At 66.8% G+C, this 13,692-nt stretch carries 12 protein-coding genes; 8 read left to right on the top strand and 4 right to left on the bottom strand.

Features of this window, described 5'->3' with window-relative positions:
- Positions 1-24 precede the first annotated feature (24 nt).
- The 6 genes from ACZK1G_RS20240 (at position 25) to ACZK1G_RS20215 (ending at position 5,763) form a co-directional block, all read left to right on the top strand.
- Positions 25-537 carry a hypothetical protein gene (locus ACZK1G_RS20240; protein WP_032130280.1) on the top strand — a complete coding sequence of 171 codons (513 nt, stop codon included), beginning with the start codon at positions 25-27 and terminating at the stop codon, positions 535-537.
- 362 nt (positions 538-899) lie between these two features.
- On the top strand, positions 900-3,122 hold the full coding sequence (locus tag ACZK1G_RS20235; protein ID WP_049447286.1) for an NADP-dependent isocitrate dehydrogenase: 2,223 nt from the start codon (positions 900-902) through the stop codon (positions 3,120-3,122).
- Between the two features lie 312 nt (positions 3,123-3,434).
- A complete protein-coding gene (locus ACZK1G_RS20230; protein ID WP_101766184.1) occupies positions 3,435-4,400 on the top strand; it encodes a hypothetical protein in 966 nt (321 codons plus the stop codon).
- Positions 4,393-4,941, top strand: coding sequence for a GTP-binding protein (locus ACZK1G_RS20225; protein WP_075676018.1), 549 nt, complete (start codon positions 4,393-4,395; stop codon positions 4,939-4,941). The genes ACZK1G_RS20230 and ACZK1G_RS20225 overlap by 8 nt, the downstream gene beginning before the upstream one ends.
- Complete coding sequence (locus ACZK1G_RS20220) at positions 4,934-5,350, top strand: roadblock/LC7 domain-containing protein (protein ID WP_101766183.1); 417 nt, start codon at positions 4,934-4,936, stop codon at positions 5,348-5,350. The genes ACZK1G_RS20225 and ACZK1G_RS20220 overlap by 8 nt, the downstream gene beginning before the upstream one ends.
- Positions 5,351-5,403: 53 nt before the next feature.
- The gene (locus tag ACZK1G_RS20215) at positions 5,404-5,763 is read left to right on the top strand and encodes a hypothetical protein (RefSeq protein WP_005419760.1); all 360 of its coding nucleotides are present in this window, start codon (positions 5,404-5,406) and stop codon (positions 5,761-5,763) included.
- Between the two features lie 75 nt (positions 5,764-5,838).
- Here the strand turns inward: ACZK1G_RS20215 and ACZK1G_RS20210 are convergent, their stop codons facing one another.
- On the bottom strand, positions 5,839-6,585 hold the full coding sequence (locus tag ACZK1G_RS20210; protein WP_101766182.1) for a KilA-N domain-containing protein: 747 nt from the start codon (positions 6,583-6,585) through the stop codon (positions 5,839-5,841).
- A gap of 155 nt (positions 6,586-6,740) precedes the next feature.
- Here ACZK1G_RS20210 and aceK point away from each other — a divergent pair, with 155 nt between their 5' ends.
- Positions 6,741-8,471, top strand: a complete 1,731-nt coding sequence (aceK, locus tag ACZK1G_RS20205; RefSeq protein WP_101766181.1) for a bifunctional isocitrate dehydrogenase kinase/phosphatase — start codon at positions 6,741-6,743, stop codon at positions 8,469-8,471.
- An 80-nt stretch (positions 8,472-8,551) separates the two neighbouring features.
- The gene (locus ACZK1G_RS20200; RefSeq protein ID WP_101766180.1) at positions 8,552-9,442 is read left to right on the top strand and encodes an energy transducer TonB; all 891 of its coding nucleotides are present in this window, start codon (positions 8,552-8,554) and stop codon (positions 9,440-9,442) included.
- Positions 9,443-9,481: 39 nt separating this feature from the next.
- On the opposite strand, the gene ACZK1G_RS20195 is transcribed toward ACZK1G_RS20200, so the two are convergent.
- The 3 genes from ACZK1G_RS20195 to trxA all read right to left on the bottom strand — a co-directional run bounded on the left by ACZK1G_RS20195 (position 9,482) and on the right by trxA (position 13,568).
- Positions 9,482-11,056 (bottom strand): sensor domain-containing diguanylate cyclase, encoded by a 1,575-nt coding sequence (locus ACZK1G_RS20195; RefSeq protein WP_075676022.1) that lies wholly within the window; start codon positions 11,054-11,056, stop codon positions 9,482-9,484.
- 209 nt (positions 11,057-11,265) lie between these two features.
- On the bottom strand, positions 11,266-13,011 hold the full coding sequence (gene rho / locus ACZK1G_RS20190) for a transcription termination factor Rho (protein ID WP_101766179.1): 1,746 nt from the start codon (positions 13,009-13,011) through the stop codon (positions 11,266-11,268).
- Between the two features lie 227 nt (positions 13,012-13,238).
- On the bottom strand, positions 13,239-13,568 hold the full coding sequence (gene trxA, locus ACZK1G_RS20185) for a thioredoxin (RefSeq protein ID WP_005411275.1): 330 nt from the start codon (positions 13,566-13,568) through the stop codon (positions 13,239-13,241).
- Positions 13,569-13,692: the final 124 nt, after the last annotated feature.

Here is a 13,692-nt window from a genome sequence, read left to right as displayed (position 1 = left end):
GACAATCCCTGGGAGGAACCCCGAATGATCAAGACCACCCCGCTCCAGACCGCCCTGATCGCCGCCCTGCTGGGCAGCGTTGCCCTGGTCGGTTGCAAGAAGAAGGAAGAGTCGACCGACAGCAACGCCGCACCGGCAGCCACTGCCCCGGCCGAGCCGGCGGCACCGGCCCCGATGACCGGCGCACCGCCGCCGATGGCCGAAGCCGCTGCAGTCAGCGTCTCGGCGGTCACCGTGGGCAAGACCGCAGCCGCCGACAAGTCGGTTGCGACGACAGCATTGTTCGCACCTAAGGATGACGTCATCGTCTCGGTCAAGACCGACGGCGCTGCCAACAACGTCACCGTTGGCGCGAAGCTGACCTACCAGGACGGCCAGGTGGCCGGCGAACAGAACGCGACCCTGAACACCAGCGGCGCGGAAACCACCAACGTCACGTTCAAGAATGCAAAGGGCTGGCCGGCCGGCAAGTACCGCGCCGAGGTCACCGTCGATGGCAAGGCGGCTGGAACGCCGCAGGAGTTCGAGGTCAAGTAAGTCCTGCCGACTCTCTCCCGGCAGGGCTCACGATGGACGCAGCCGCGAGGCTGCGTCCTTTTTTATTGGGTGGCGGTTGGCCTCATCACGCATGGCGTGGATCTAGTCACAACCGGGCCGCGCTTCATCCACACCGGGCGTGGATGGATCACAGCGTTGCCGGCATGCAGTACCGCCGCGTATGGCGCGGCTTTGCCCCGCGCGGCTGAAAACGCGACAATGCAGGGGTTTCCCCGCCGCGCGCCCACCCTGACGGCGACGGGGGAAAGCGCGGGGCCCGGCCCCGCGCGCGACACGGTTGCACGTGGCCCGGCGTTGGCGCCGGCCTTCCCCTGAGCATCGCTACAGAGTCCAAGTCCCCCATGTCCAAGATCCTCTACACGCTGACCGACGAAGCACCGTTCCTGGCCACCCAGTCGCTGCTGCCGATCGTTGGTGCCTACACCGCCACTGCCGGCATCGTGGTGGAAACCCGTGACATCTCGCTGTCCGGCCGCATCCTGTCGCTGTTCCCGGAACTGCTCAGCGACGCGCAGAAGGTCAGCGACGACCTGGCCGAGCTGGGCCAGCTGGCGACCACCCCGGACGCCAACATCATCAAGCTGCCGAACATCTCCGCCTCGGTGCCGCAGCTGAAGGCGGCCATCAAGGAACTGCAGGACCAGGGCTATCCGCTGCCGGATTACCCGGAAACCCCGGCCGACGACCAGCAGCGCGACTACAAGGCGCGCTATGACAAGGTCAAGGGCAGTGCGGTGAACCCGGTGCTGCGCGAAGGCAACTCCGACCGCCGCGCACCGCTGTCGGTGAAGAACTATGCGCGCAAGCACCCGCACCGCATGGGCGCCTGGGCGTCGGATTCGAAGTCGCACGTCGCGCACATGGCCGCCGGTGATTTCTACGGCAGCGAAAAGTCGGCCACCCTGGCCAACGCCGGTGCGCTGAAGATCACCTTCCACGGCAAGGACGGCAGCACCGTCGTGCTGAAGGAAAAGACCGCAGTGAAGGCCGGCGAGATCGTCGATGCCGCGGTGATGAGCCGCAAGGCACTGGCCGCCTTCATCAGCGAGCAGATCGCCGATGCCAAGGCCCAGGGCGTGCTGTTCTCGCTGCACCTGAAGGCGACCATGATGAAGGTCTCCGACCCGATCATGTTCGGCGTGGCGGTCAACGAGTTCTACAAGGACGTGCTGGCCAAGCACGCCGACGTGCTCAAGCAGGCCGGTTTCGATGCCAACAACGGCATCGGTGACCTGGCCGCACGCCTGCCGTCGCTGCCCGAGGCCACCCGTGCGGCGATCGAAGCCGACCTGGCTGCCGAGTACGCGCAGCGTCCGGGCGTGGCCATGGTCAACTCGGACAAGGGCATCACCAACCTGCACGTGCCGAGCGACGTGATCGTCGATGCCTCGATGCCGGCGATGATCCGTGACTCCGGCAAGATGTGGAACGCCGAAGGCAAGCTGCAGGACACCAAGGCGGTCATTCCGGATCGCTGCTACGCCGGTGTGTACCAGGCCGTCATCGACGACTGCAAGGCGCACGGCGCTTTCGACCCGGCCACCATGGGTTCGGTGCCGAACGTCGGCCTGATGGCGCAGAAGGCCGAAGAGTACGGCTCGCACGACAAGACCTTCCAGATCGCTGCCGATGGCGTGGTCAAGGTCACCGACGATGCCGGCACCGTGGTGTTCGAGCACGCCGTGGAAGCCGGTGACATCTGGCGCATGTGCCAGACCAAGGACGCGCCGATCCAGGACTGGGTGAAGCTGGCCGTCGAACGCGCCCGCCTGAGCAGCACCCCGGCCGTGTTCTGGCTGGATGCCGCCCGCGCCCACGACGCGCAGGTCATCGCCAAGGTCGAAACCTACCTGAAGAACCACGACACCAACGGCCTGGATATCCGCATCCTGCCGCCGGTGGAAGCCACCGCATTCTCGCTGGACCGCATCCGCAAGGGCGAGGACACCATCTCGGTGACCGGCAACGTGCTGCGCGATTATCTGACCGACCTGTTCCCGATCATGGAGCTGGGCACCAGCGCCAAGATGCTGTCGATCGTGCCGCTGATGGCCGGCGGTGGCCTGTTCGAGACCGGCGCCGGTGGTTCGGCCCCGAAGCACGTGCAGCAGTTCGTCGAAGAGGACTACCTGCGTTGGGATTCGCTGGGCGAATTCCTGGCCCTGGCAGCGTCGCTGGAACACCTGGGCAACCGCTACGACAACGCCGCAGCCCGCGTGCTGGCCAAGGCGCTGGATGAGGCCAACGGCCAGTTCCTGGACAACGACAAGTCGCCGTCGCGCAAGCTGGGTGGCATCGACAACCGCGGCAGCCACTTCTACATCGCGCTGTACTGGGCCCAGGCCCTGGCCGCGCAGAATGAAGATGCCGCGCTGAAGGCACGCTTCGCCCCGCTGGCCAAGGCACTGACCGACAACGAGCAGAAGATCGTCGAAGAGCTGATCGCGGTGCAGGGCAAGGCGGTGGACATCGGCGGCTACTACCGCCCGGACGTGGCCAAGGCCAGCAAGGCGATGCGCCCGAGCGCGACCTTCAACGCCGCGCTGGAGCAGCTGCGCGGCTGATCCAGCGCCGCTCGGCCGTGACACCGGAACCCGCGCTTCGGCGCGGGTTTCTTTTTTTGCGGCCTTCGGGGTCAGATCCCTTTTGCATGGCAGAAGGGATCTGACCCCGAAGGATGAAACCGTGACATCCGTCGGCTGTCGGAATGCCGTCAAAGGGGCATGAAACTTGCCCGCGATGGCCGTCGCAGAACCGATAGGAGGCGGACTGCAGCCGCCCTCAATCTGAGCAGTCGATCACGACGGCCCTCGTCGGCAATGCCCTAGCCTTGGCGACGCGAGACCACCGGGGAGGTGGTCGCTCGGGGAACACGGATGGCACGCGTGCTGGTAGTGGGAACCGATATCCAGGGCGAGCAGGCCCTGCTGCAACGGTTGCGCCTGGCCTCGGCACTGCCGGATGGCCAGGTCCGCCGCAGCCAGGATCTGGACGATTGCGACCTGCTGGTCATCCGCGATACCCCGGCGCTGCGCAACGCCGCCCAGCGCATGCGGCAGCAACGACCGCGCCTGCAGTGCTGGATCGAGGACATCGGCGGCCAGCTGCGTGATGGCGACGGGCATCAGGACGTGCTTGATGACGGTGCCATCGGTCGCGCGCTGCGCCGCATGCAGTTGGCACCGGAGCCCCTGGCCATGCAGACACCTGCACCGATCCGCCTGGCAGATGGCGCGCACGCCATCACCCGCCTGCTGCGCGAGCGGCTGCCGCTGCGACAGGGCCAGGCACTGCTGGGTGATGCGGGTGAGCCTCTGCTGCTGATGGATCTGGAGCACGATCAGGCCGTGCTGTTGCAGGAGCCGGCTGCGGCGCTGGTGGAGCGCCTGGCCGATGCTTTTGAGCGCCTGCAGCTGGATGCGCTGACACCCGCGCGCCTGCAGGCCCTGGCCGGCGAGCGGCCACGCCAGCCGCTGCGGCCGCTGCTCTGGCAATGTGCGCAACGCAGCCGCCATTGGCAGGCGCTGGACGAGCGCCTGCGCGGCGCCTCGGTGAAGCTGCTGCGCTGGCCGGATTTCCGCGTGCTGGGCCATGACCACGATGGCTTCCGCCTGTGCTCATTGCTGCTCAAGCGCGCGTGCACGGTTGAAGAATGCGCGATGCTGCTCGAACTGCCGGCGGCGGCCGTTCGCGATTTCATCCATGCCGCCTACCTGTGTGGCTACGCGCAGCTGCAGGCCGCCCCGGCGGCGCCGATGATGGCGACAGGTGGCACCCGCACCGACAACGGATTGCTTGCCCGCCTGTGGCGGCACCTGCGCGGGAGCGAGCGCAATGCGTGAGCACAAGGTGGTCGTGCTGGGCGGCATGGGCAGCGGCAAGTCGACCCTGGTACGCAGCATCGCGGCTGGCGCGGTGGTCGACACGGATGTGGCCAACAGTGATCGCCTCGGCGCCGACAAGGCTTCCACCACCGTGGCGCTGGACTACGCAGACATCGACCTGCCCAACGGCGAACGCCTGCGGCTGTACGGAACACCCGGCCAGCAGCGTTTCGATTTCCTGTGGCCGATCCTGCTGCAGGGCGCGCGTGGCGCGGTGCTGCTGCTGGATGCGCGCCGCGCCGGCCTGGCCAGCGAGCTGGAAGGCTACCTGCAGGTGCTGCAGCCGTTCGCATCATCCCTGGCACTGGTCGTGGCGGTCACCCACCTGGACCAGGCGCCACAGGCCGCGCTGGATGACTGGGCCGCCCGTGCCTGCCTCGATGACCAGCCGCTGCCGCTGCTGGCCGTGGATGCCCGTGACCGCGAACAGGGACTGCTGCTGATGGATGTACTGATGAGCGAAATGGAAGCGCACGCACTGGTGGCTGCACATGGCTGACGGGCAGATGTCGGTACTGCCCGATGCCGGTCAGCGTGAGCGCCTGCAGCCCCTGCTGCAGGACCTGCAGCAGCGGGTCGAAGGCGTGCGCACGGTAGTGCTGGCCAGCGTCGATGGCTTTGCCCTGGTCAGCGCCGGCGCCGAAGGGCGCGGCGAACGGCTCGCGGCGATGACCAGCGCGATGCTGGCGCTGGCCGCAGCGGTCGGGCGTGAACTGGTACTGGGCGATCTGCAGACACTGATGCTGGAAGCGGCGGGCGGCAAGGTGCTGATGCTGGCGATCCAGGCCGAAGGGCGCGCACCGCTGCTGCTGATGGCGGCCTGCGACCAGCGCAGCGTGATCGGCCAGGTGCTGTGGCAGAGCAGGGAATGTGGCCAGGCGATCCTGGCCGAACTCGGCGGATCGTGAGCCCGGCCGCAGGGGAACGAGGGGCTCGAACCAACATCGACAAGAGGTGCGACGTGGCTGGATTGAATGAATCGTTGAACGCACTGATGGGCATCGACGGCGCGCAGGCAGTGGCGCTGGTCGACTATGAAAGCGGCATGCTGCTGGGCGAAGCCGGTGCCGGCATGGACATGGAAGTGGCCGCCGCCGGCAACACCGAAGTGATCCGCGCCAAGATGAAGACCGCCGCGTCGTTGAACCTCAACGACAGCATCGAGGACATCCTGATCTCGCTGGGCAAGGCGTACCACATCATGCGCCCGGTGGCGAAGAAGAAGGGCCTGTTCTTCTACATCGTGCTGGACCGTACCAAGTCCAACCTGGCATTGGCCCGGCGCAAGGTACAGGACGTGGAGGCTGAACTGGCGATCTGAGCCATCGGTTCCAGTAGAGCCGAGCCATGCTCGGCTGCTTTCAGCCGAAGCAGCCGAGCACGTTCGGCGCTGCTTTCACTGCGGTGGAAGCAGCAGCGTGGTCACGAACGAAAGCGCTTTGTTGTCGCGCTTGGCGAAGTACGCCGGCGCCTTCTCAGGCAACCACACTTCGTTGAAGTGGCGGCGGAAGTCTTCGTAGAGCTCGTTGGGATACAGCTTGGCCTGCACCGTGCGCCCATCCGGGTAGGAGTGGTCATACGTGGGCAGTGCATCGGTGTTGATACCCCGATGATCCCTCAGCCATTTGCAGAACAGGCGGCCTTCGGAGATGTCCGGCACCAGCGCCTGCGGGAGCGTGTAGCCTGCCTGCTCGAGCGGCGCGATCAGGTTCAGGGTCAGCTCGTTGAGCATCGAAAAGTGGGTATAGGGCACCTTGGCGCGGTTCTGCATGTAGCGGTCGATGTGCGCTGGCATCACCGCGTTGGCGCGACCCTGCTGCCATTCCACCACCCACTGCGAGACCTTCACTGAGAACTTGCGCGACAGCCACTGGCCGAGGTGGATGGCGAGGTACGGGTGGATCCAGGTGCCCTGCATCGCCGGGTTTCCACCGGATACCACGTGGATCAGCTCATTCTCGGACAGCTTCGTCTGCGCCATGAGCTCCTGCAGGAACTCCTCCGTCGATTTCAACGCCCGGTAATCGGACCAGCGCTTGCCGACGGACTGGCAGAGGGCGGTGGCGCTGATGTAGCCGTCGCGGGCGCGCTGGGGGATTACGTTGCCTTCCTCCACGCGTGGAATAAAGGTCATTTGCTGCATGCGTCACCTCGTGCCGTTGTTGGGCCTGAAAGGGTAGGCAGCGGGGAGGCATCGGGTCTGTAGGAATCGTTGCGTTTGTCGCGGCACGCAGTGGCCCTACACAAGCCACCCCACGCCAGCGTATGGTGAAGCCGGTCCTCCCGGGTGAGTCCTGCATGTCCGAGCCTGACATCGCTGCCGAGCTGGCGTCGCGCATCGCCTGCGCCATCCACGCCGGCTTCGAGCAGTATCACGCCCGCTTTGCGGCGATCACCGCCCGTGCGCGGCAGCGCTTCGAGCAGCGCGACTGGGCGGGCGCGCGCCAGGATGCAGTCGAACGCATCGCGTTGTACGACCTGTGCATCGCCGAACAGATGGATGCGCTGCGGCGTCTCGCCGGCGAAGCGATCGGGGAGCGCGCGCTGTGGCTGCAGGTGCATGCGCGCTACAGCGCACTGCTGCGGGGGCTGATCGACGCCGAACTGTACAAGACCTTCTACAACACGCTGTCGCGGCGCTTGTTCTCCACCCGTGGCGTGGACCCGGAACTGGAGTTCATCGCCTTCGATGTCGAGCCATCCGATGCGATCACCCACCCGGTCGCACGGCATACCTATGCGGTCTCGCCGACGCGGCCGGTGGAGGCCCTGCAGCGTGTGCTGGCCGATTACCGCTTCGACATTCCCTATGCGCACCAGCTGCGCTGCGCGGCGGCCATCGCCGTGCGCCTGCAGGATGATCTGGCCCACTGGGGCGATACGCCGGTGCGCAGCATCGAGCTGCTCGACACCGTGTTCTATCGCGAGCGCCGCGCCTATCTGGTGGGGCGCGTGTTCGGCGAGCACCGCTTCTCACCGTGCGTGATTGCCCTGGTCAACGATGGCCAGGGCCTGCGTGCCGATGCGGTGCTGACCCGGCGCCGCGACGTCGCCCACCTGTTCGGCGTGTCGCGCAGTTATTTCCAGGCCGACCTTGCCACGGTCGGCGATGCGGTGGTGTTCCTGCGCAGCCTGCTGCCAGGCAAGCCCATCGATGAGATCTACACCGTTCTGGGCCGGGCCAAGCAGGGCAAGACCGAGCGCTACCGGACCTTCTTCCGCCACTTCAACGAACATCCGCAGGAGCGGCTGGTGCCCGCCGAAGGTACGCCGGGCATGGTCATGGCGGTGTTCACCCTGCCCAGCTATCCGCTGGTGTTCAAGCTGATCCGCGACCGCTTCGCCTGGCCCAAGGCGATGTCGCGGCAGCAGGTGGAAGAGAAGTACGCGCTGGTGTTCAATCTCGACCGGGTCGGCCGCCTGCTGGATGCGCAGCCGTACCGCCATCTGCGTTTCCCACGCGACCGCTTCGCACCGGCCTTGCTGGAAGAGCTGCTCGAGCAGTGCGCGCAGAGCGTGCGCGTCGATGGCGACCAGGTGGAAGTCGCACTGTGCTACGTGCAGCGTCGCTTCCGTCCATTGAACCTGTACCTGCGCGAGCAGGGCGGCGAGGCGGTGCGCGCGGCGGTACTCGACTACGCGCAGGCGATCACCGACATGGCGCGCAACAACATCTTCCCCGGCGACATGCTGCCGAAGAACTTCGGCGTATCGCGGCATGGTCGGGCCGTGTTCTACGACTATGACGAGCTGTGCCTGGTCAGCGACTGCGTGTTCCGCGCCTGGCCGCAGCCGCGTACGCCGGAGGAAGCCATGGCCGACGAACCCTGGTTCCATGTCGGGCCACGCGATGTGTTTCCCGAGCGTTTCGGCCCGTTCATGGGCCTGCCGGCGGGCGAGCTGTCCGCGGTGCGCGAACATTATCGGCACCTGTTCGATCCCGCGTGGTGGCAGGGCCTGCAGGCGCGCTTCGCCGGCGGTGACTATCCGGATACGCCGCCCTACGCGGTGGCCCATCGCCTGGCCTGAACGGATTGGCGTGAATCGCCTGCCGGTCCCGTCCAGACTGGGGTACGCTCTGGGTTCACCTCATCACCATGGATCCGGCAATGATGCGCTCCCCCCTGTTCCTTGCCCTGGCCCTGGCGTTTACCGCCGGCGCTCCCCTGCTGCCGGCCGATGCCGTTGCCCAGAACGCGCGCGCCGTGCGCGCCACTGCCGAGATGAGCATGGCGCTGTCGGGCAGTATCGATGTGGCGGCCGACGGATCGGTCAGCAAGCTGACCCTGGACCAGCAGGCGATGCTCGCACCGGGCATCGCATCGTTCGTGGAAGGCACTATCCGTGGCTGGCAGTTCGAGCCGACGCTGCGCGACGGCAAGCCGGTGGCCACCCACGCGCCGCTGCGGGTACGCCTGCGTGGCAAGGAGCAGGACGACGGCAGCTACCAGATCAGCATGACCAGTGTCGATTTCAGTGAATATGATCCGAAGGCTACCGATTCGGTCACCCGGAAGAACATGCCGCCACCGCGCTACCCCGAGGATGCCTTCCGCAATGGTGGGCAGGGTGACGTGCTGCTGCTGGTCCAGGTAGCGCGCGACGGCACCGTCGCCGATGTCGTTGCCGAACAGGTGAACATGACGGTGGTCGCACCGGAACGGACCATGTCCAAGATGCGCGACATCCTCGCCAAGGCCAGTATCAGTGCGGCCCGCAAGTGGACCTTCGTGCCGCCGACCACCGGCGAGGACAGTACGCGTGACTCCTGGACCGTGCGCGTGCCGGTCACCTTCGCCCTGAACAACAGCGACAACGGCCAGCCGGAACGCTATGGCCGCTGGCGTGCCTTCATCCCCGGCCCGCGCCAGGCCGCACCGTGGCGCAAGCCGGACGCTGCCGAGCAGGTGGGCAGTGATCTGCTGCCCGCCGGCGGCGTGTACATGGTCGATGGCACCCAGCGCGGCCTGCGCCTGCTGACGCCGCTGGCCCAGCGCTGAGCCCGGCGCGGTGAGGCGGTTGGCCAGGCCGGCCGCTTCTCAGTCCGCGTACGGGTAGACCACCACCCGGTTGCGGCCCTGTTCCTTGGCCATGTACAGGGCCTTGTCGGCCAGCCGCAGCGCCTGCTCGGCATCGACATGGAAGCTGGGGAAGTGGGCCACGCCCAGCGACACGGTGATGGTGCCCACCGGCTCGAATGGATGATCGGCGATGTGCTGGCGCAGGCGCTCGCCGGCCTGGCGTGCCGAGTCGGTACTGATGCCCGGCAACAGCAGCAGGAACTCCTCGCCACCGGCGCGGCAGAGGATGTCGCTGTCGCGCGAGTAGCGGCGCATCTGGTCGGCGATATGGACGATGGCGGCATCGCCGACGTCATGGCCGTGGCTGTCGTTGATCGATTTGAAGCGATCGATGTCCAGCGCCAGGATCGCGAACGGGATGCCCTGCACCTGCAGCGCATCCAGCGCCTGCTGCAGGCCGCGGCGATTGAGCAGGCCGGTCAGCGGATCGGTGCGGTTGGCGCGGTTGAGCGTACCGATGCGGTCCTGCAGGGCGTTGAAGCTGTGCAGGACCGCCTGCTTCAGCTGGGCAACCTCGAAGTACCACGCACGGATGCCGCTGACGTGGTTGATCGCGTTGCCGGTGTCCTCGCCGCCCTGTACGTTGCGCGCCAGCTGCCACAGCGGCATCGAGATGCGCCGGGCGAACCACCAGGTGATCAGCAGTGACAGCAGGCCGAGCGGGATCGCGTTCCAGATCACCGCAGTCATCAACCGCGACAGCGGCTGCAACGTGGCCTCGGTCGGCCGCTGGGCGATGATGCCCCAGCCGGTGGCCGGTACCGGCGCATAACCGGCCAGCATCGACACGCCCAGATTGTTGCGGACCTGCTGCGCGCCGCGTTCGCCGCGCACCACCGCCTTCACCGCCGGGTTGCCGACCACGTAGTCGCCGACCCGCTTGCCGTCGGCGTGGTACAGCAGGCGGCCATGGCGGTCGACCACGTACAGGTAGGAGCCGTCGCGATAGTAGTGCTTGCCCAGCAGCGTATGCAGCGCGCTGCGCTGGCGCAGGTACAGGGTGCCGCTGACGTAGCCGCGATAGCGGCCCTGGCGGTCGAAGATCGGGTGCGACAGCGAGACCAGCAGCTTGCCCGTGGCCGACTGGTAGGGATCGCTGATCATCGGCTGGCGCGCGGCCAGTGCGGCGTTGTTGCCGACGCTGTGCAGGATCTCGCCCTGCAGCTGCAGGGTCTGCGGCGAGGTGGCGATCACCAGGCCGTCGGCGTCGACCACCAGCGAGGAGTTGAAGCTGTTGGTCTGCAGCTGCAGGCGGCTGGCTTCATCCTGGGCCTGCTTCGGATCCAGGTCGCTCTGGCCGAGCCGGGTGGCGGCGTAGGCCAGCTCCTGCTGTGCGGCCAGCAGGAAGTTCTGGGTGGTCTCGGCCAGCTTGGTGGCATAGACGCGGTTGGCTTCCAGGGTATTGCCGACCAGCTGGTCGCGCTGCACGCGGTAGCTGGCCAGCAGGGTGTTGGCCAGGGCGATGATGGCGCTGAGCAGGGCCAGGGCGAGGATCAGCTTGCCCAGGTTGAGGCGGGGGGACAGCGTTCGCATGCGTCGACGGATCCGGCAGGAGGCTGGACCCGACCGGTTCTCCGGAAGGGGCGACAGCGGGAATCGGTGGCCACGCCCGCAGGGCCGGGCAGGGTATCGGGCGAATTATCGCCAAAAGTCGGCGGCGGCAAAGTGAAGTGGGTCGCCCTGCAGGCAAAAAAAAACCTGCCGCAGCGAGCGGCAGGTTCTTTTCGATGCAATGCCGTGGATCAGCGCTTCATCGAACCGAAGAACTCGTCGTTGGACTTGGTGTTCTTCATCTTGTCCAGCAGGAACTCCATCGCGGCCATTTCATCCATCGGATGCAGCAGCTTGCGCAGGATCCAGATCTTCTGCAGCAGCTCCGGCTCGATCAGCAGGTCTTCGCGGCGGGTGCCGGAACGGTTGATGTCGATGGCCGGGAACACGCGCTTTTCAGCGATACGACGGCTCAGGTGCACTTCGCTGTTGCCGGTGCCCTTGAACTCTTCGTAGATCACCTCGTCCATCTTCGAGCCGGTGTCGACCAGCGCGGTGGCGATGATGGTCAGGCTGCCGCCTTCTTCCACGTTGCGCGCGGCACCGAAGAAGCGCTTCGGGCGGTGCAGGGCGTTGGCGTCCACACCACCGGTCAGCACCTTGCCCGAGCTCGGCACCACGTTGTTGTAGGCGCGGGCCAGGCGGGTGATCGAGTCCAGCAGGATCACCACGTCCTTCTTGTGCTCGACCAGGCGCTTGGCGCGCTCGATGACCATTTCGGCCACCTGCACGTGGCGCGCGGCGGGCTCGTCGAAGGTCGAGCTGATGACCTCGCCGCGCACGGTGCGCTGCATTTCGGTCACTTCTTCCGGGCGCTCATCGATCAGCAGCACGATCAGGTGCACGTCCGGGTGGTTGGTGGTGATGGCCGTGGCGACCTGCTGCATCATCATCGTCTTGCCGGCCTTCGGCTGGGACACGATGAGCGAACGCTGGCCCTTGCCCTGCGGCGCCATCAGATCGAGGATGCGGCCGGTGATGTCTTCCGACGAACCGTTGCCACGCTCCAGGGTGAAGCGGCGGCGCGGGAACAGCGCGGTCAGGTTCTCGAACAGCACCTTGTTCTTCGACGCTTCGATCGGCTCGCCGTTGATGGTGTCGACGATGTTCAGCGCGAAGTAGCGCTCGCCGTCCTTCGGGAAGCGGATGCGGCCGGAGATGTGGTCGCCGGTGCGCAGGTTGAAGCGGCGGATCTGGCTGGGCGAGATGTAGGTGTCGTCCGGGCCGGCCAGGTAGCTGGCTTCGGCCGCGCGCAGGAAGCCGAAGCCGTCCGGCAGGATTTCCAGCACGCCATCGGCGGCGACGCCGTCGCCGTGGCGGGTCAGCACCTTCAGCAGGGCGAAGATCACGTCCTGCTTGCGGGCGCGGGCCACGCCTTCGGAGATCTGCAGCTGCTCGGCGATTTCCAGCAGCTTCTGTGCCGGCATGCGCTTGAGGTCGCTCAGCGAGTAGACCGGGAAGCCTTCCGGCACGTTGGCGTGCGGGCGCGGCACGAAGGGCTGCTGCTCGCCGCCGTCCTGCGGCATGCCGTCATCACGGCCACCGCGGTTGCGGTCACGGTCGCGACGATTGCGGAAACGGTCGCGGCGATTGCCCTGGCCCTGCTGGCCGTTCTGGTTGTAGGGGTTGTTGTTCTGACCCTGGCCCTGGTTCTGGCCACCGCCCTGGTGGTTCTGCTGGCGCTGTCCGGATTCGCGGCCTTCGCCACCCTCACCGCCGCCGGAGGCGGGGGTTTCAGTGGCAGGCGCGCTCGGCGCGGGGGCGGCTGCAGCCGGTGCCGGCGCTTCGGGCGCGGCTGCCAGCGGCAGGGTCGGTTGCGCCGGAACGGCGCTGGTTTCGGCGGCTGCCGGAGCGGCGGCCTTGCTCACGCGGGGCTTGCGCACGCGCTTTTCGGCGGGCGCATCGGCGCTGCCGGTTTCGGAAGTGTTATCGGACAAGAGCGTTATTCCTCGCTTGAAGGTGCGAGCGCCCGGCTGGGGCGGCGAACGTTGGGAATGGGTCTGGAAGAAACTGCGTCCAGAGGGTGCGGCACGCGAACGCGGCCGGATATGCCGACACTATCATCGGCCTGCGGCGGCTTGCAAGGGTCGCCGGGAACAGCATTCATGATGGACGCTGGGCGCCCGCCGGCAGCCGCGGGCGGCGGCTGCCGGGAACAACGGGATCAGGCCAGGGCCTTGTCCAGCAGGCCGGCCAGCTGGGCCTTGCCCACCGCACCGATCTGCTCGCCGACCTTCTCGCCGTCCTTGAACACGACCAGGTACGGAATCGAACGCACGTGGTACTTGGCGGCCAGCGCGCGGTTGTGGTCGACGTTGACCTTGGCGATCTTGGCGCGGCCCTGGTAGGCATCGGCCAGTTCGTCCAGCGCCGGGGCGATCATCTTGCAGGGGCCACACCACTCGGCCCAGAAATCGACCAGCACCGGTTCCTTGGAGTTCAGCACTGCGCTATCAAAGTCGGCGTCGCCGACATGTACAACCTTGTCGCTCATCTTGGTTTCTCGTCTTGGATTGCACCCGGCCATGCCGGAGGTGGGTGAACTGGGCCATGCCCGGTGGCGCGACCCTCGTCGTTGCCTCGCGGCGCACTGCCGCGGTGCGTTCGGCGGGATGCCT

It is taken from the genome of Stenotrophomonas sp. 109824_Sma (assembly GCF_056480025.1).
This window is presented reverse-complemented; position numbering and strand designations above follow the sequence as displayed.

What these genes read in the sequence shown, in the direction of transcription:
- ACZK1G_RS20200 (WP_101766180.1), top strand. Translation starts at nt 8,552, where the DNA reads ATGATGCGCTCCCCCCTGTTCCTTGCCCTGGCCCTGGCGTTTACCGCC.
- ACZK1G_RS20225 (WP_075676018.1), top strand. Translation starts at nt 4,393, where the DNA reads ATGCGTGAGCACAAGGTGGTCGTGCTGGGCGGCATGGGCAGCGGCAAG.
- ACZK1G_RS20210 (WP_101766182.1), bottom strand. Translation starts at nt 6,585, where the DNA reads ATGCAGCAAATGACCTTTATTCCACGCGTGGAGGAAGGCAACGTAATC.
- trxA (WP_005411275.1), bottom strand. Translation starts at nt 13,568, where the DNA reads ATGAGCGACAAGGTTGTACATGTCGGCGACGCCGACTTTGATAGCGCA.
- ACZK1G_RS20235 (WP_049447286.1), top strand. Translation starts at nt 900, where the DNA reads ATGTCCAAGATCCTCTACACGCTGACCGACGAAGCACCGTTCCTGGCC.
- ACZK1G_RS20220 (WP_101766183.1), top strand. Translation starts at nt 4,934, where the DNA reads ATGGCTGACGGGCAGATGTCGGTACTGCCCGATGCCGGTCAGCGTGAG.
- aceK (WP_101766181.1), top strand. Translation starts at nt 6,741, where the DNA reads ATGTCCGAGCCTGACATCGCTGCCGAGCTGGCGTCGCGCATCGCCTGC.
- ACZK1G_RS20195 (WP_075676022.1), bottom strand. Translation starts at nt 11,056, where the DNA reads ATGCGAACGCTGTCCCCCCGCCTCAACCTGGGCAAGCTGATCCTCGCC.
- ACZK1G_RS20230 (WP_101766184.1), top strand. Translation starts at nt 3,435, where the DNA reads ATGGCACGCGTGCTGGTAGTGGGAACCGATATCCAGGGCGAGCAGGCC.
- ACZK1G_RS20240 (WP_032130280.1), top strand. Translation starts at nt 25, where the DNA reads ATGATCAAGACCACCCCGCTCCAGACCGCCCTGATCGCCGCCCTGCTG.